Origin of the sequence: Lysinibacillus alkalisoli, from assembly GCF_014643595.1 — a bacterium.
GTDB lineage: Bacteria > Bacillota > Bacilli > Bacillales_A > Planococcaceae > Metalysinibacillus > Metalysinibacillus alkalisoli.
The window spans coordinates 154,882-172,078 of the sequence record NZ_BMJT01000003.1; the positions used below are offsets into that span (position 1 = coordinate 154,882).

Genomic DNA, 17,197 nt, shown 5'->3' on the forward strand with positions numbered 1-17,197 from the left:
ATGGAAAAGAGGGTCACATATGATAAAGCATCGTTATTTACCAATGACAGAACAAGATCAAAAAGAAATGCTTGATGTAGTCGGTGTATCATCAATTGACGAATTATTTGAGGATATTCCTGAGCAAGTACGTTTTAAAGGGATGTATGATATTAAACCAGCAAAATCAGAAGCTGCCTTAATGAAAGAGTTAGCACAGTTAGCAGCAAAGAATAAAGATACAGCAAGCTATACATCTTTCTTAGGTGCTGGTGTATATAACCACTACAAACCTGTTATTGTAGACCATGTTATTTCACGCTCAGAGTTTTATACGGCTTACACGCCTTATCAACCAGAGATTTCGCAAGGGGAATTGCAAGCTATTTTTGAGTTCCAAACAATGATTGCGGAGTTAACGGGAATGGAGTTAGCAAACTCATCTTTATATGATGGGGGTACAGCGTTGGCAGAAGCAGGGATGCTAGCAGCGGGCCATACACGTCGTAAAAAAATTATCGTATCAGAAGCTGTACATCCTGAGTATCGTGACGTAGTGAAAACATATGCAGATGGTCAATCGATTGAAGTGGTAACAGCACCTCAAAAAGATGGTGTAACAGATTACGAAGCTTTACAACAATTAATGGATAGCGATACAGCTGCAGTTATGGTACAGTACCCTAACTTCTTTGGTCAAATTGAAGATATTCAACCTATTGGCGAATTAGCTCATGAACATAAGGCGTTATTTGTTGTATCAGCTAACCCATTAGCATTAGGTATTTTAACACCTCCAGGCAAATTAGGCGCTGATATTTGCGTTGGTGATGCACAGCCATTTGGCATTGCTGAAAGTTTTGGTGGCCCGCATTGTGGTTATTTCGCGGTAACTAAAAAATTAATGCGTAAAGTACCAGGCCGTTTAGTTGGAGAGACAGTTGATGGCGAAGGTAGACGTGGCTACGTATTAACCTTGCAAGCACGTGAACAACATATCCGACGCGATAAGGCAACATCTAACATTTGTTCTAATCAGGCTCTATTAGCATTAGCGGCATCTGTTGCAATGACAGCATTAGGTAAACAAGGTATGCGTGAAATGGCCTTACAAAATATCGCTAAAACACGCTATGCAAAAGAGGCATTTGAGCAAGCAGGATTTGAAGTAGTTTATCAAGGCGCTCATTTTAATGAAATTGTTGTTAACACAAAGCAAGATGTTACCGCTATGAACAAGGCGCTTTTAGAGAAGGGTATAATTGGTGGCTTTGATTTAGCTCGTGTAGATGAGCGATTCGTTAATCATGTACTATTAGCAGTAACAGAATTACGTACAAAAGAAGAAATCGATGCATTAGTTGCGGAAATGGGGGCTCTTCATGCATAAGGATAATCAACCATTAATTTTTGAATTAACGAAAGAAGGCCGTGTTGGCTATAATTTAGAAGCATTAGATGTGCCATCGTATGATTTAGCAGATTTAGTACCAGCCACTTATATCCGTGAGGAACAAGCGGAGTTACCTGAAGTGTCTGAATTAGACATTATGCGTCATTATACGGCATTATCTCGTCGTAATCACGGGGTGGATTCAGGGTTCTACCCATTAGGTTCTTGTACAATGAAGTACAATCCTAAAATTAATGAGACAGTTGCGCGTTATGCAGGCTTTTCTCATGTTCATCCTTTACAAGATGAGGCTACTGTGCAAGGTGCGATGGAATTATTATACGATTTACAAACATCTTTAACAGAAATTACAGGTATGGATGAAGTAACGTTGCAACCAGCAGCAGGTGCACATGGTGAATGGACAGCTTTAATGATGATTCGTGCGTTCCATGAAGCCAATGGTGAAGGTCATCGTAATAAAGTAATTGTGCCAGATACAGCACATGGTACAAATCCTGCTTCAGCTACTGTAGCAGGTTTTGAAACGGTAACGGTACAATCAGATGAAAATGGTTTAGTTGATATTGAAGATTTACGTAAAGTTGTAGGTGAAGACACAGCTGCGTTAATGTTAACAAACCCTAATACATTAGGTTTATTTGAAGAAAACATTATTGAAATGACAGAACTTATCCATAGCGTAGGTGGTAAAGTTTATTATGATGGCGCTAATTTAAATGCTGTTATGTCTAAAGCACGTCCTGGAGATATGGGCTTTGACTGTGTGCATTTAAACTTGCATAAAACATTTACAGGGCCACATGGCGGTGGTGGTCCTGGCTCAGGTCCAGTAGGTGTTAAAGCAGATTTAATTCCATTTTTACCTAAGCCAGTACTAGTAAAACAAGAAGATGGTTCATTCCACTTTGACTATAATCGACCACAATCCATTGGTCGAGTTAAGCCGTATTATGGTAACTTTGGCATTAACGTGCGTGCTTACACGTACATTCGCACGATGGGGCCAGATGGCTTAAAAGCTGTAACAGAATATGCCGTATTAAATGCCAACTATATGATGCGTCGTTTAGAGCCATACTTTGAATTGCCGTTTAACCGTCATTGTAAACATGAGTTTGTGTTATCAGGGCGCATCCAGAAGAAATTAGGCGTGCGTACATTAGATATGGCAAAACGTCTGTTAGACTTTGGCTATCATCCACCAACCACATACTTCCCATTAAATGTTGAGGAAGCGTTGATGATTGAGCCAACTGAAACAGAGTCTAAAGAAACATTAGATGCATTTTGTGATATTATGATTCAAATTGCTAAAGAAGCAGAAGAAACACCTGAAGTTGTACAAGATGCTCCGCATACAACTGTAGTATCACGCTTAGACGAAACAAGGGCAGCACGTACGCCTGTGTTACGTTACCAAGGTTAATTATATGTAAAGGCCGCTTAGGAAGTATTCACTTTCCAAGCGGCTTTTTTAGTGATTAACAACAGGCGAATAGTCATATTATTTAATCTCAGCTAGATCGTAACAATATAAGGTGAAAGTAAAAAAAGCCATCTATGCTTTTGCATAAACGGCTTTTAATGATGAATTATTTATTTTTGTATTTGATTTTGCCTGTCCATTTGCCAAAACCGCCATCCAACATATAAAGCTGGTGATAACCACGTTTCTTTAAAAAGAGAGCGGCACGTGCACTACGTCCAGAGTTTTGGTCATACATATAAACAGGTAAGTCAGGTCTTATTTCTTTATGGCGTTGGCGCAATTGTGTTGTCGGAATGTTGCGTGCACCTAAAATATGGCCTGCTTCAAAATCTTTAGCTTCTCGTAAGTCAATAAGTTGCGCTTTACGATAGCCTTTAATAAAGTCTTCTTGTGTTAAAGTTGTTACTGCTTTTTTTAGTCGCATACCATTTATTAAAATGTAAACAACAACAATAACAATAATAACAGCTAATGTAATTAATGTGCTTTTCAAAACGATGTGACCCCTTTCTATCTTCTTTCTTATTATAAAAGATGGAGTGGCGATAGTCCAATGAGTTTGCTAAAATGAATGGCGATAGCTTATAAAAATAAAGCGAGGAATGCAAAATGACAACTTGGTATTTTTTAAATTCAGGAAAATGTAGCCCTTCTTATAATATGGCACTAGATGAGGCATTGATGGATTGGCATAGTGAGGGGCTTATTCCACCTGTGATCCGCTTTTATGAGTGGGAGCCAGCTACAGTATCAATCGGTTATTTCCAAACAGCAAGTAAAGATATTGATTTGCAAGCGGTAAAGAGGCAAGGCTTGGGGTTTGTCAGACGCCCTACAGGTGGCCGTGCTGTATTACATGAGCATGAATTAACGTATAGCATCATTGTTGCAGAGAGTTACCCTAACATGCCACCAACTGTCACAGAAGCGTATCGAGTGTTAAGTGAAGGTCTACTCGAAGGCTTCAAAAATTTAGGCATGGATGCTTATTTTAGTGTGCCAGAGACGGCTGAACAACAAGACGCTTTAAAAAAACCTAAGAGTGCAGTTTGTTTTGATGCACCAAGTTGGTATGAACTCGTTGTAGAAGGTAAAAAGGTAGCAGGTAGTGCACAAACGAGACAAAAAGGTGTTATTTTACAGCATGGTGCAATTTTATTACATTTAGATATTGAAAAATTATTATCTGTCTTTGCATTCTCATCAGATGCTGTAAAAGAGCGTATGCGCATTAATTTACCAAATAAGGCAGTAGCAATGGATACGCTAATTGATCGACATATTACAGTTGAGGAGTGTGTTACGGCTTTTAAGGCGGGCTTTGCAAAAGCGCTCGATATTACGTTTGAATCATTTGTATTATCAGACGATCAAGAAGCCTATGTTAAAAAAATTGAAGCTGAAAAATACGGCAATGATAGTTGGAATTTTAAAAAATAATAGTTGAACATAATGGAAAGGTGTTTTTTTATGCGACAGTATCGTGTAAAAAGGCATCTTTTTTTAGTGGTTAAACGTAATTCATCAATAATATGGAAGTAATATTACTGACATGTAACAGAATTGTAATCATATTGTAAGTAAATTACCGCATAATTCGTAATATAGAATGTGATAAGCTTGAACAGCTTTGTGCATATCAATATAAAAGGAGAGTAACTCATGAAAAAAATATTGGCTACAATTGTAGCTTTTGTCGTCGTGGGAAGTTTCGCCATAACTGGACATGCTCAAATGTTTAAAGATATATCACCAACGAGTAGTTCTTATTTTGAAGTGAATTTTTTAATTTCGAAAGAAGTTATTAATGGTTATAGTGATGGAACATTCCGCCCCAATGCATTAATTCAAAAACAACATATTGCTAAAATGTTAGTAGAAGCACTAGAACTTCGTACAGAAGGTGTAGAGAACCCGAACTTTAAAGATGTGCCAACAACGGCTGTATATTATAAGCAAATTGCAGCAGCTACTCAAGCAGGCTTATTTGAGAAAAGCGAGTACTTTAATCCAACAGAACCTATTACACGTGCACAAATGGCACAGATTATCGCAAATGGTTTTGAATTAAAACGTACAGTAACAGAACCTATATTTGTAGATGTTAATGACAATACACCAAATATTGATGCGATTTACGCACTTGTAGAAAATGATATTACGACAGGTATTAAACAAGCAGATGGAAAATTAGCATTTGATCCAAATCGTCAGTTAACACGCTTACACTTTAGTGCATTTTTAGCGCGTGCAATGACATTGCGTGATATGGATTTAGCTATGGACTCATCACGTGATTATTACTACAATACGATCTTGAGTGATGGCATAGAACGCAGCCTGTTCTATGAGATTCGTCCAGACCAAGCATGGAATGTGGCCAACTTTACAGATGCATTAGAATTGCCCACTTATCAAGAGCAAGAGACAGATGACTATTATGTGATGAATGGTTTAAATGAGAATCAAACAGCACTCTACATCTCTAAACCATTGCGTATTGGTAGTCAAGCGTTAGCAAAAGAAAAAAATAACACAGAAGTAACTGTGCTATCAACGAATATGTGGACAACAGTTAATGGTGAGACAGAGCGTAATTTAGTGCTCGTTGAACAAAAATATGCTAATAAAAACTATATTTATCACTATTATTTTAAAGAAGGTGTGGGGCTTGTTAAACAAGAACTCATGGCAATAGATGATAAAGACGAATTTCGTCAAAATATGATTTTGATGAAAGAAGCAACAGCTTATTAACGCAAATAATATCCGCGCTATAAAATAGAAGAACCCCCTTGTTTTGAGCGAGTATGGCATCAAAATGAAGGGGGTTTTATTCATGATTAATGACGGGAAAGTAGCACGCTACTTAGCCTATTACGAGAGTAAAGAGAAGTCTTTGCTCTTTTATTCATACTTTAGTCATGATGTAGTGTAGTAGCGATTTCTGGATGTTTCTCAACTTCTAATAATTTATTAAAAGAAGCGATAGCAACTTCTACTTGGTCGTCTTTTGGCTCTTTTGTTGTTAATAATTGTAGCCATAATCCAGGATAGCCTAAAAAGCGTAGTACAGGAATATTACGCACAGCATTCGTCGCTTGTAATACTTCAAACGAAATGCCAAGTACAACAGGGATTAACAAAATACGGTTCACAATGCGCAACCAAAAAGGATCTGTTGGCACAAAAAAGTAGACAAACATCCCTACAATAACAGTAAATAAAATAAAACTACTACCACAACGGTAGTGTAAGCGAGATTGTGCTTGTACATTCGCTACAGTTAATGGCAATTTGGCTTCGTAACAATTAATTACTTTATGTTCAGCACCATGATATTGAAAGACACGTTTAATAAGTGGTGTCATGGAGATAATATATAAATAACTGAGCAATAAAATTAATTTAAAACCACTCTCTAATAAAATTTGCCCTGTCTTACCAGGTACCCAAGTGACTAAACCTTGAGCTAAAAATACAGGAACTAACGTAAAAACAAACTTGCTAAAAAGAAAAGAAATAATGCCAATAATGGCAACGCCTAAAATCATTTGAAGTTTAGAACCCTCTTCTTTAGTAGCAGTCTCTTCTTCACCAGGTGTTACATCATAACGGTCGCCTGAAAACTGCATATGCCGTGAGCCGACACCTGTTGACTCAATAATCGCAATGATCCCTCGTAAAAAGGGGATTTTTTTAAGCTTTTGAAGAACAGGGCGTACGGGCTTTTCGTAATGATAATAATCAAGAGAATTATCATTGCGACGGATGGCTGTTATCGTATGTTTTCGACCACCAAACATCACACCCTCTAATAATGCTTGACCACCATAAACAGGACTAGAATTACTCATATAAAACACCACACTTTACTATATAAAAGTTTTTCACAATATTAGTATTGTACTAAAAAAACACAAAAAGCACTAATATTACGTATGGCACTTTTTTCTTACTTTTCATCATACCTATAAGGTGAGGAAATAAATGCACTGATAATAAAGAATTATGCTAAAATATAGGCAGTAGCAAAAAGGGGGAAGAGATGTGAAGGTGTTAGTATTAAATGGGCCAAACCTCAATCGTTTAGGGAAGCGTGAGCCGCATATTTATGGTTATGAAACATTGCAAGATGTGGAACAGCGTCTACATGATATTGCAGGTGAAAAAGCAACCATCATTTGTAAACAATCTAATCATGAAGGGCAATTAGTGGATTGGCTTCATGAGGCAGCAGATGAACAATATACAGGGATTATTATTAACCCCGCGGCATACACACATACAAGCATTGCATTACACGATGCGATTGCAGGTATTGATGTACCCGTGATTGAAGTACATATTTCTAATGTACATAAGAGAGAGGCCTTTAGACATCATTCTTACCTTGCACCAGCTTGCCTTGGTCAGATTGTTGGCCTAGGTACATTCGGTTATGAGTTGGCATTGCGTACATTTTTAGAAAAGGGAGAGACATCATGTTAAAACTAGAAAAATTACGTCAAGCGTTAAAAGAGCAACAAGTAGATGCATTATTAATTACAAATGGCTATAATCGCCGTTATATGACAGGTTTTACAGGTACAGCAGGTGTGGCATTAATTTCACAAAATGATGCGGTATTTATCACAGATTTTCGTTATATGGAGCAAGCAAATGCCCAAATTGAAAATTTCCGCATTGTGCAACATACAGGCCCTATTATTGAAGAAGTAGCAAAACAAGCAAAAGAGATGCAAGTGAAACGAGTGGGCTTTGAAAAAGAGGCGATGAGTTATGGTGTGTATGAGCAATATAATAAAGTAGTGGCAGCGGACCTTGTACCACTTTCAGGTTTAGTTGAAAAAATTCGCTTGATTAAGACGCCTCAAGAGATTACTATTATTAAGGCTGCGTGTGCCATAGCAGATGAAGCATTTACACATATTGTAGATTATATTCGTCCAGGACGCACAGAACTTGAAGTCTCTAATGAGTTGGAGTTCTTTATGCGCAAACAAGGCGCAACATCATCTTCATTTGATACAATTGTAGCTTCAGGCTTACGCTCAGCGTTACCACACGGTGTGGCAACAGATAAAGTGATTGAAAAAGGCGATATGGTAACACTTGATTATGGTGCCCTATACAATGGCTATATTTCCGATATCACACGCACAGTAGCAGTAGGAGAGCCGTCAGCAGAATTAAAAAATATTTATGATGCTGTATTGGCTTCACAATTACTGGCTGTCGAAAAAGTAGGCCCTCATATGACGGGGAGAGAAGCGGATGCGATTGCACGTGACTACTTAACATCACAAGGTTATGGCAAGGCATTTGGTCACTCATTAGGTCATGGGATTGGTTTAGAAGTACATGAGGCACCATCTTTAGCCGCTAAAAGTGAAACGGTACTTATGCCCAACATGACAGTAACGATTGAGCCAGGCGTTTACATTCCAGGTGTAGGCGGTGTACGTATTGAAGATGATATTTTAATTACCGAAACAGGAAATGAAAAGCTATCACATGCAACAAAAGAGTTAATCATTTTATAATTAATTGGAGGAATATAGCATGATTTCAGTAAACGATTTTCGCACAGGATTGACTGTTATTATTGATGGTCAGTTATACCGTGTTATGGATTTCCAACACGTTAAACCAGGTAAAGGTGCGGCATTTGTCCGCTCAAAATTACGTAACTTACGTAACGGTTCTGTCAATGAAAAAACATTCCGTGCAGGTGAAAAAGTAGAAAAAGCACAAATTGATAACCGTAAAATGCAATACTTATACGCACAAGGCGACGAACATGTATTTATGGATTTAGCGTCTTATGAGCAAACGGAATTATCAGAAACACAAATTGAGTATGAGTTACAATTTTTAAAAGAAAATATGGAAGTGCATATTCAATCTTATCAAGGTGAAGTATTAGGTGTAGAATTACCTAATACTGTAGAACTTGAAGTGGCTGAAACAGAACCAGGTATTAAAGGAGATACGGCTTCTGGTGGTTCTAAACCAGCGAAAATGGAGACAGGTTTAGTCGTACAAGTGCCATTTTTCGTTAACCAAGGAGATATGCTCGTTATTAATACAACAGATGGTTCCTATTCTTCACGTGCATAAACATAAGCGCCTGCAAATTATTGCAGGCGTATTTTTATTAAAATTATGCAATTTTCTGTATTTTACGAAATATTTCTGCTCACTTGCACAAATTCGTGAGTGAGTTGTCTGAAAACATTGATTAAAATGTTAATAAAGCGTAAAATGTCTGTAATGTTTATTCTTTAGTTGTATAATCCGTTATTACCGTAATTGGGTGACCGAGCGTTCAGTGGGTGTATTTTAGTTATATATAATATAGTTTTGGTTAACTCATATTAGTTTTTATTCAAACAAAGGCTGATTATTTATGCATAAATGTGTAATATTTAATTAACTATTTCCAAGTATGCAGAAAAACTATAGAATAGACTATGTAAGTCACAAAGATTTTATTCAATAAGGAGAGTTAATAATGTTCAAAATTCAAGAAATTCGCGAAATCATTAAGTTAGTAGATTCATCTTCAATCGACGAGTTTGTGTATGAAGTTAAAGATGCAAAAGTTAAATTAAAGAAAAATGCAGGTGTTGTAGTGACTGAGGTTAAACCAGCACAAGTAGCACCAGTACAACCCGCACCAAAAGTGGAAGCGCCAACAACTGCGGCAGCTCCTGCTCCAGCAAAAGAAGAAGCACCAGCAAAAGCAGTGACAGTTAATGATGATGCATCATTACATAAAATCACTTCGCCAATGGTAGGTACATTCTACGCAGCGCCAAATCCAGAGTCAGATGCTTACGTTAAAGTAGGCGATAAAGTGGATGACGAAACAATCGTATGTATCGTTGAAGCGATGAAGTTATTCAATGAAATCGAAGCAGAAGTGAAAGGCGAAATCGTAGAAGTGCTTGTTAAAGACGGCGAATTAGTGGAATATGGTCAACCATTATTCCTTGTAAAAGCTGAGTAAGGGGTGCATGAAGAGTGAAAAAGGTTTTAATCGCTAACCGTGGTGAAATCGCGGTTCGTATTATTCGAGCATGTAAAGAATTAGGCATTCAATCAGTCGCTGTTTATTCAGAGGCAGATGCAGATGCATTACACGTAAAATTAGCAGATGAAGCATATTGTATCGGTCCGAAATTATCAAAAGACTCTTACTTAAGCTTCCCAGCACTATTAAGCGTAGCTGAAAAAACAGGTGCGGATGGCATTCACCCTGGTTACGGCTTTGTCGCTGAAAACGCTGAGTTTGCTGAAGCTTGTGAAACAGCAGGCATTAAATTTATTGGGCCATCTTCAGACTCTATTAAAGTAATGGGGATTAAAGACGTTGCACGCGCAACAATGGAAGAAGCAGGCGTACCTTTAGTGCCAGGTACAGGCATTGTGCCAGATATTGAAACAGGCGTGAAATGGGCTCATGAAATCGGTTTCCCAGTTATTATCAAAGCTACAGCAGGTGGCGGTGGTAAAGGAATCCGAGTGGCACGCACCGAAGAAGATTTGCGTAAAGGCATTGATATTACCCAAAAAGAAGCAGCAGCAGCGTTTGGTAATCCAGGCGTTTATTTAGAGAAGTTCATTGAATATTTCCGTCACTGTGAAATCCAAGTACTTGCTGATAGTTTTGGTAATACGATTCATTTAGGTGAACGTGACTGTACAGTACAACGTCGCATGCAAAAACTTGTTGAGGAAGCACCTTCACCAGCATTATCTGAAGAACGTCGTGCTGAAATGGGGCAAGCGGCAGTTACAGCAGCAAAAGCATGTAGTTATGAAGGCGCAGGTACTATTGAGTTTATTTATGACTACCAAGAAGACCGCTTCTATTTCATGGAAATGAATACACGTATTCAAGTAGAGCACCCTGTTACAGAAATGATCACAGGGGTTGACTTAGTGCAACAACAGTTAAAGATTGCTTCTGGCGAAAAATTAACGTATACGCAAGAAGATATTAAAATTAATGGCTGGGCTATTGAATGCCGTATTAACGCAGAAAATGCCTATAAAAACTTTATGCCTTCAGCAGGTACAGTAGATACGTATGTTGTACCAGGTGGTTATGGTGTGCGTATTGACTCAGCAGTGTATGCTGGCTATACTATCCCGCCATTTTATGATTCAATGGTGGCAAAGTTAATTGTACATGCAGATACACGTGATGAGGCAATTGCAAAGATGAATCGCGCATTATCAGAGTTTGAGGTATCAGGCCCTGGCATTCACACAACAATTCCATTCCACGAAGCATTGATGAACAATGACGTATTCCAATCTGCGAAATTTAACACAAAATTCTTGGAAGAGAACGATGTGTTAGGCATAGCAAACAAAGCATAATAAAAGAAACCTTCTAACCTCTACAAGTTAGGAGGTTTTTTATTGTTTAAAATAGTTAGCAAGTTATATTTCAAGCGTATGTTAATTTACTTCACAGTCAAAAATATAGATACAACTATAGTCAAAATCTACAGATCGTTCTGAGGCTTTTCTATTAATGAATATCACTTTTATTCTTGACTAAAAATACATTATGTGGAAGTAAAGCACGTTACATATAAAATGGAGACGACATTAACCGTTTTCTTTATGAGGCACTTTGTCCCAAACTTTTGTAGCATGTTGACATTGTAGACGCTCATTCATTTGTTGTAATAATTGAGATTGGCGCTTTTGTTGTTTTACAATAGTAATAGAAAGTGAAGTGAGTACTGTAAGTGTAATAATAGGAAGAAAAATAAGAACGAAAGTAGTAAAGAAATCAGCAAGATTGACATGTAATATTGGTAAAAACCTCCTTGCGAATGATGTGTAATTATACCATATAAAGGATTATTTTAAAAAGATTTTTAATTAGTATGGCAGCATGTGCGCATCTCCTATAAAATAATGAGGAATGTATGAAAAGAATAAGGTGATAATTTGTCTAAAATGAATAAAAGAATGCGTAGTGCTAGTTATATGCAACAGTACGAAACAATGTTTCAATGTCCAATTTGTCAAGCTGCTATACAAATTAAAGATTTAAAAAGTATGGTTTGTAAGAATCAGCATACGTTTGATTTCACGAAGCAAGGTTATGTTAATATGACCACTCACGCGATAAAAACGAAATATGATAAGGCTTTATTTGAGTCTCGCAGAAAGATTAGTGATGACCATCGCTTTTTTTATCCTGTAAGTGAGCTGTTGGCGCAAAAAATTTCGCAGTATATGAAGGATAAAAACATGACTATCGTTGATATGGGCTGTGGTGAAGGCTCTCAGTTATCCGACATTAATGATATTTTAACGCAAGTTTATCATAAGCAAGCAGTGAATATAGGGGTAGACCTTGCGAAGGAAGGCATTTTAACTGCTGCTAAATATGATGATGCGCCGATGTGGCTTGTAGCAGATTTAGCTTACAGCCCCTTTAGCAAACAGCAATTTGACGTAGTGTTAAATATTTTATCACCTTCCAATTATGAAGAATTTACACGTATTTTAAAAGATGATGGCTTCATTATGAAGGTTGTACCACAACATCATTATTTACAGGAGTTACGCAAAGCCATTTTTGCTGATACAGATAAACAAACTTACTCTAACAAGGATACAGTAGAGCGTTTTAAACAAAGCTTTGGATTAGTGGAAAAAGTAGATATTTGTTACACTGTTACGTTGCAACAAGACGCTTTGCAAGCACTTATTCAAATGACGCCTTTGGGCTGGACAATTACTGAACAGCAAATGCATGAATTTCTACACGAAGGCATGAGAGAAATTACAGTAGATTTAGCTATCTTAATTGGGCGTAAACGTTTTGTGGTATAAAAAGTTCTAGAAAAAGCTTGTGTGGATTTTTATGAAAGTACATGTTATTTATAGTATAATGAAAGACACAATCGTTTTGGACAGTGAGAAAGGATGAGAGAAGTGGCTGAAAAAGCAGGACAATCTTTCGTACAACCGACACCATCAGGTAAAGAAGAATTAGGTAAAATAGAAGTGGCTGCAGAAGTACTTGAAATTGTAGCAGGTATCGCTGCTACAGAAGTAGAAGGTATTGCAGAAACAAGAGGTAATTTTGCTTCAGGCGTAGTGGAACGCTTCGGTAAAAAAGTGCATAATAAAGGCATTAAATCAGGTGTAGCAGATAATGGTGATGTGATTATTGATGTCTTTTGTTCGATTAAATATGGTTTCTCTATCCCTAAAGTAGCAAAAGATATGCAAGCACAAATCAGACAATCTATTCAAACGATGACAGCAATTGAAACAGCAGAAGTGAATGTACATATTACAGACATTCATTTTGATTAAAATGGCTAATCAATGATAAAATGCGAACAAAGTAGTGTAAAAACTTTGTTCGCATTTTTATAGGGTGTCCAACATAACACATACGAAAAAGTACAGCCGATATTACTCGGCTGTACTTTTTATATATTTATTATTTTTTGTTTCCATATACTTTTGCCATCGAGAAGCCACGACCTAAAATTTCAGAAGCATTTAAGAAGATAACAAAGGAGTCGGGTTCTTCTGTTGAGATGATTTGTTTAAAATAAATAGCTTCTCGTTGTTCCATCACACAAAGTAGTAAAGCTCGTTCTCTTTTGGAGAAGGCGCCAAATGACTGTACTTGTGTAACCCCTCGGTTAACATGCTCATAAATGAGAGAGGTTACGCGTTCCTCGTTATTAGTAATAATAAACACAAGTTTATTATCACCCGTTTGTAATTGCACAAAGTCAATGACTTTGCTCGTAACAAAGATAGAGATTAAAGCATATAATGCCAGCTCAAAGCTAAAGACAAAGGCACTGGCTACAACGACAAAGCCATCTACAATTAATTGAGAAAAGCCACTTGAAATATTAGCATATTTTTTTAAGATTTGGGCTAAAGCGGCGGTACCACCTGTAGAGCCACCTCCACGATACACTAATCCAAGTCCTACACCTAACACAATACCTCCGTAAATAGAAGATAAAAAAGCATCATGAGAACCTTTGGCCACTAATCCCTCTGTTAAAAAAATAGTAAGTGGAACCATCATTGTCCCGATTAGTGACTTTACGCTAAAATCTTTACCTAATGTTAAAAAGCCAACAATAAATAAAGGCAAGTTAATAATTGCTTGTACAAGGGCAGGTTTCGTCCCATAAAGTTCATATAAAATGGTACTAATACCACTTACGCCACCTGCTGCAAGTTGAGCAGGTAATAGGAATAGGTTATATGCAATACCAACAAGGGCGGCACCTACAACAATATAACCATAATTTAATGAAGTTTGTTTAAATGTTTGTTGATTCATCAAGATGTTCCTTTCTTTTAAACGATTAACGTCTTTAGTATAGCAAGTTAATGTTTGAAAAAAAGGAGTTTGACAAAAGTTGCTAGCGCGTTAGTGCACTGAATTATGTGAGATCAGGACGTTTCCAGCGTAGCGTAATTAATACACCAATGACTAGTACTACAACTGAAAAATAGTAAGGGTAGTTTAAATTTTGATCAAAGAGTGCGCCACCAATAATAGGCCCGAAAATATTGCCAAGGCTTGAGAACATCGAATTCATTCCACCAACAAAACCTTGCTCATTACCAGCAACACTAGATAGGTAGGAGGTAACGGCTGGACGAATCAAATCAAAGCCGATAAATATGACAAAAGTTACTAATAAAATCATAAAGTAACTAGATACAACTGTCATTAAGAAAGCTAAGATGGCAGATACAAATAACGCTAAGCGGATTAACCCAATCTCACCTAATCGTTTAACGAGTGGGTCTAATAGCAAAATTTGTGCAATCGCGCCTACAACTGCACCACCTGTAATAACAATCGCGATGTCACGTGCAGTAAAGCCAAACTTATGGTCAACGAATAAGCTAAATAAAGATTCAAAAGCAGCTAATCCGAAAGTGGAAACAAAGATCACAACAAAGGCAATAAAGTAGTAAGGATGGAAGATACGCTTAATCCCTTTTGTTTGCGTTGTACTTGTTTGTTTCACTTCTTCATAATCACGTGCAGGTTCTTTCAATAAAAGGAAAGATAAAATAGAAGCAATCACACCTAGTACACCAGCTGAGTAGAACGGGATACGTGTACCAAATTCAGCAAGGAATCCTCCAATACCAGGGCCAATAATAAAGCCTGTATTAATAGCAGCAGACATATAGCCAAGTGCCTTAGGGCGTGTATCTAGCGTAGTGATGTCTGCAATAAAAGCCGTTACAGCAGGCATGATGAAAGCCGCGCTGACCCCACCAAGCATACGTGAAATAAATAATATTTCCACCGTTTTACCAAAGCCAAATAAAAATTCGGAAACCCCAAAAATAAATAGGCCTATAATAATCATAGGTTTACGCCCAATAGAGTCAACGAATTTCCCTGCGATTGGTGAGACAATCAATTGTACAATGGCAAAGGCAGCCACCATAAAGCCAACGACCTGTCCACTAATATTGAGTTCATTCATAATGGTTGGCAACACAGGAATGACTAAACCAATGCCAAGAAAAGCAATAAATAAATTACTTAATAAGATAGCAAGCGTAAGTTTTGTTTGTTTGTTCATAATACAATCTCCTTTGCAGTTAAAATAAAAGCTCACACTTATAGAACATGGCATCTTTGATTGCGTCATCGGTTTTTGTCAATTCGTTAACATAATTGTCGATAAGAAAAAGTGCCAATAAAATCATGAAAGATTTTACCGACACTTTCGAAATAGAAAGTAACCTATTGAGATCTCATGCGTTCTATACTAATGTGAGGTTATTATAGCACGCTTCATTTATTTAGTCTTGTAAGAAGTGAGTAAAAAAGCACAACTTTTTTTACAGTAATTTAACAAGTGAAAGATTTGCTTGAAAAACGAATTTTATTACGTAAAATGTACGACGAGCTGTGTGTAACAGAATAAAATATGCTATGATAAATGCTAATGCTACAAGTAGAAGGAGTACTAATAATTATGAAACGACGTGAGGCACGGGAGAAAGCATTACAAGCGCTTTTTCAGCTTGATAATACAGAGCTAACAATAGAAGAAGCTGTGAGTTATATTGAGGGAAATAATAATGCTTTTTTTGAACATCTTGTTTTTGGTACAGTAAATCATTTACAAGAAATTGATGAAAAAATTGCAGGTCATTTACAAAATTGGTCTTTTGACCGTTTACCTAAAGTAGAAAAGACAGCATTGCGTCTAGCAGTGTTTGAACTACTATATATGGAAGAAACACCTAAAAATGTTGTAGTTAATGAAGCAATTGAACTGTGTAAAACATTTTCTGATGATAAAGCTGCTAAATTTGTTAATGGCGTATTATCAAAAATGATTGAACAATAATAATGGAGTTTGGAAGGGGAACTTAAGACCATGTCACAAATCATTAATGGCAAAGAAATTGGACAAAAAATTCGTGAGGAAGTACAAACGCGTGTAGCCACATTAAAAACGCAAGGCGTTACACCAGGCTTAGCTGTGATTCTTGTAGGGGAAAACCCTGCTTCAAAAACATATGTGGCGAATAAACAAAAATCGTGTGAAGCCATTGGTATGCACTCTGCTTTAATTAAGCTAGCAGAAGATGTTTCACAAGAAGCGTTACTAGCTGAAATCGCAAAATTAAACCAAGATGATGCGATTCACGGGATTTTAGTACAATTGCCATTGCCAAATCATATTGATGAGGATGCTGTGATTGGCGCTATTACACCAGCGAAAGATGTCGACGGCTTCTCACCAGTAAGTGTTGGTAAGATGATGTTAGGACAAGATACGTTTTTACCATGTACACCATATGGCATAATGAAGTTACTAGCGTATAGTGGTATTGAAGTGGCAGGCAAACATGCTGTAATTGTAGGACGTAGCCACATTGTAGGTAAACCAATGGGGCAATTATTGTTAAATGAAGATGCAACTGTAACTTATACACATTCAAAGACAGTAAATCTGCCTTATTATACAAAACAAGCCGACATTATTATTGCAGCAGTAGGGCGACCAAACTTTATTACAGCGGAACATGTAAAAGAAGGTGCTGTGGTAATTGATGTTGGTATTAACCGCAATGAACAAAATAAATTATGTGGTGATGTTGATTTTAAAGCGGTTGAAGGCATCGCTTCACATATTACACCTGTACCAGGTGGCGTTGGTCCAATGACGATTACGATGTTACTGGATAACACCGTAAAAGCAGCAGAAAATACAGTTAAGTAAAAGTGTGGGGCTTGCCAAAAAGGGAGC

The 17,197-nt window shown here is 37.2% G+C and carries 17 protein-coding genes; 13 read left to right on the top strand and 4 right to left on the bottom strand.

What is annotated here, in order from left to right:
* Positions 1-22 precede the first annotated feature (22 nt).
* Both gcvPA and gcvPB read left to right on the top strand, forming a co-directional pair.
* The gene (gene gcvPA / locus IEW44_RS05235; RefSeq protein WP_188614204.1) at positions 23-1,369 is read left to right on the top strand and encodes an aminomethyl-transferring glycine dehydrogenase subunit GcvPA; all 1,347 of its coding nucleotides are present in this window, start codon (positions 23-25) and stop codon (positions 1,367-1,369) included.
* Positions 1,362-2,822, top strand: coding sequence for an aminomethyl-transferring glycine dehydrogenase subunit GcvPB (gene gcvPB, locus IEW44_RS05240; RefSeq protein WP_188613988.1), 1,461 nt, complete (start codon positions 1,362-1,364; stop codon positions 2,820-2,822). The genes gcvPA and gcvPB overlap by 8 nt, the downstream gene beginning before the upstream one ends.
* A 166-nt stretch (positions 2,823-2,988) precedes the next feature.
* Here the strand turns inward: gcvPB and IEW44_RS05245 are convergent, their stop codons facing one another.
* On the bottom strand, positions 2,989-3,378 hold the full coding sequence (locus IEW44_RS05245; RefSeq protein WP_229704165.1) for a rhodanese-like domain-containing protein: 390 nt from the start codon (positions 3,376-3,378) through the stop codon (positions 2,989-2,991).
* Between the two features lie 116 nt (positions 3,379-3,494).
* Between IEW44_RS05245 and lipM the strand changes: the two genes are divergently transcribed.
* Positions 3,495-4,325, top strand: a complete 831-nt coding sequence (gene lipM, locus IEW44_RS05250) for an octanoyltransferase LipM (RefSeq protein ID WP_229704166.1) — start codon at positions 3,495-3,497, stop codon at positions 4,323-4,325.
* Positions 4,326-4,547: 222 nt separating this feature from the next.
* The gene (locus IEW44_RS05255; RefSeq protein WP_188613989.1) at positions 4,548-5,642 is read left to right on the top strand and encodes an S-layer homology domain-containing protein; all 1,095 of its coding nucleotides are present in this window, start codon (positions 4,548-4,550) and stop codon (positions 5,640-5,642) included.
* A 161-nt stretch (positions 5,643-5,803) separates the two neighbouring features.
* Here IEW44_RS05255 and IEW44_RS05260 read toward each other — a convergent pair whose 3' ends face one another.
* The gene (locus tag IEW44_RS05260; protein WP_188613990.1) at positions 5,804-6,742 is read right to left on the bottom strand and encodes a DUF1385 domain-containing protein; all 939 of its coding nucleotides are present in this window, start codon (positions 6,740-6,742) and stop codon (positions 5,804-5,806) included.
* A 193-nt stretch (positions 6,743-6,935) separates the two neighbouring features.
* Between IEW44_RS05260 and aroQ the strand changes: the two genes are divergently transcribed.
* The 7 genes from aroQ (at position 6,936) to IEW44_RS05295 (ending at position 13,244) form a co-directional block, all read left to right on the top strand.
* On the top strand, positions 6,936-7,376 hold the full coding sequence (aroQ, locus tag IEW44_RS05265; RefSeq protein WP_188613991.1) for a type II 3-dehydroquinate dehydratase: 441 nt from the start codon (positions 6,936-6,938) through the stop codon (positions 7,374-7,376).
* A complete protein-coding gene (locus IEW44_RS05270) occupies positions 7,370-8,431 on the top strand; it encodes a M24 family metallopeptidase (protein WP_188613992.1) in 1,062 nt (353 codons plus the stop codon). The genes aroQ and IEW44_RS05270 overlap by 7 nt, the downstream gene beginning before the upstream one ends.
* Positions 8,432-8,450: 19 nt before the next feature.
* Entirely contained in the window at positions 8,451-9,008 is a 558-nt protein-coding gene (gene efp, locus IEW44_RS05275; RefSeq protein WP_188613993.1) for an elongation factor P, read from the top strand.
* Positions 9,009-9,402: 394 nt separating this feature from the next.
* The gene (gene accB, locus IEW44_RS05280) at positions 9,403-9,900 is read left to right on the top strand and encodes an acetyl-CoA carboxylase biotin carboxyl carrier protein (RefSeq protein ID WP_188613994.1); all 498 of its coding nucleotides are present in this window, start codon (positions 9,403-9,405) and stop codon (positions 9,898-9,900) included.
* A 14-nt stretch (positions 9,901-9,914) separates the two neighbouring features.
* Positions 9,915-11,279, top strand: coding sequence for an acetyl-CoA carboxylase biotin carboxylase subunit (gene accC / locus IEW44_RS05285; protein ID WP_188613995.1), 1,365 nt, complete (start codon positions 9,915-9,917; stop codon positions 11,277-11,279).
* 591 nt (positions 11,280-11,870) lie between these two features.
* A complete protein-coding gene (locus tag IEW44_RS05290; protein WP_229704167.1) occupies positions 11,871-12,755 on the top strand; it encodes a putative RNA methyltransferase in 885 nt (294 codons plus the stop codon).
* Positions 12,756-12,857: 102 nt separating this feature from the next.
* Complete coding sequence (locus tag IEW44_RS05295; RefSeq protein ID WP_229704168.1) at positions 12,858-13,244, top strand: Asp23/Gls24 family envelope stress response protein; 387 nt, start codon at positions 12,858-12,860, stop codon at positions 13,242-13,244.
* A 130-nt stretch (positions 13,245-13,374) separates the two neighbouring features.
* Here IEW44_RS05295 and IEW44_RS05300 read toward each other — a convergent pair whose 3' ends face one another.
* Positions 13,375-14,244, bottom strand: coding sequence for a YitT family protein (locus tag IEW44_RS05300; protein ID WP_188613998.1), 870 nt, complete (start codon positions 14,242-14,244; stop codon positions 13,375-13,377).
* Between the two features lie 103 nt (positions 14,245-14,347).
* A complete protein-coding gene (locus IEW44_RS05305; protein WP_188613999.1) occupies positions 14,348-15,514 on the bottom strand; it encodes an MFS transporter in 1,167 nt (388 codons plus the stop codon).
* A gap of 399 nt (positions 15,515-15,913) precedes the next feature.
* Between IEW44_RS05305 and nusB the strand changes: the two genes are divergently transcribed.
* A complete protein-coding gene (gene nusB, locus IEW44_RS05310; RefSeq protein WP_188614000.1) occupies positions 15,914-16,291 on the top strand; it encodes a transcription antitermination factor NusB in 378 nt (125 codons plus the stop codon).
* A gap of 30 nt (positions 16,292-16,321) precedes the next feature.
* Positions 16,322-17,170 (top strand): bifunctional methylenetetrahydrofolate dehydrogenase/methenyltetrahydrofolate cyclohydrolase FolD, encoded by an 849-nt coding sequence (gene folD / locus IEW44_RS05315; protein ID WP_188614001.1) that lies wholly within the window; start codon positions 16,322-16,324, stop codon positions 17,168-17,170.
* Positions 17,171-17,197 lie beyond the last annotated feature (27 nt).

What these genes read in the sequence shown, in the direction of transcription:
- IEW44_RS05305 (WP_188613999.1), bottom strand. Translation starts at nt 15,514, where the DNA reads ATGAACAAACAAACAAAACTTACGCTTGCTATCTTATTAAGTAATTTA.
- IEW44_RS05300 (WP_188613998.1), bottom strand. Translation starts at nt 14,244, where the DNA reads ATGAATCAACAAACATTTAAACAAACTTCATTAAATTATGGTTATATT.
- gcvPB (WP_188613988.1), top strand. Translation starts at nt 1,362, where the DNA reads ATGCATAAGGATAATCAACCATTAATTTTTGAATTAACGAAAGAAGGC.
- lipM (WP_229704166.1), top strand. Translation starts at nt 3,495, where the DNA reads ATGACAACTTGGTATTTTTTAAATTCAGGAAAATGTAGCCCTTCTTAT.
- IEW44_RS05290 (WP_229704167.1), top strand. Translation starts at nt 11,871, where the DNA reads ATGAATAAAAGAATGCGTAGTGCTAGTTATATGCAACAGTACGAAACA.
- nusB (WP_188614000.1), top strand. Translation starts at nt 15,914, where the DNA reads ATGAAACGACGTGAGGCACGGGAGAAAGCATTACAAGCGCTTTTTCAG.
- IEW44_RS05270 (WP_188613992.1), top strand. Translation starts at nt 7,370, where the DNA reads ATGTTAAAACTAGAAAAATTACGTCAAGCGTTAAAAGAGCAACAAGTA.
- folD (WP_188614001.1), top strand. Translation starts at nt 16,322, where the DNA reads ATGTCACAAATCATTAATGGCAAAGAAATTGGACAAAAAATTCGTGAG.
- IEW44_RS05260 (WP_188613990.1), bottom strand. Translation starts at nt 6,742, where the DNA reads ATGAGTAATTCTAGTCCTGTTTATGGTGGTCAAGCATTATTAGAGGGT.
- accB (WP_188613994.1), top strand. Translation starts at nt 9,403, where the DNA reads ATGTTCAAAATTCAAGAAATTCGCGAAATCATTAAGTTAGTAGATTCA.
- IEW44_RS05255 (WP_188613989.1), top strand. Translation starts at nt 4,548, where the DNA reads ATGAAAAAAATATTGGCTACAATTGTAGCTTTTGTCGTCGTGGGAAGT.
- efp (WP_188613993.1), top strand. Translation starts at nt 8,451, where the DNA reads ATGATTTCAGTAAACGATTTTCGCACAGGATTGACTGTTATTATTGAT.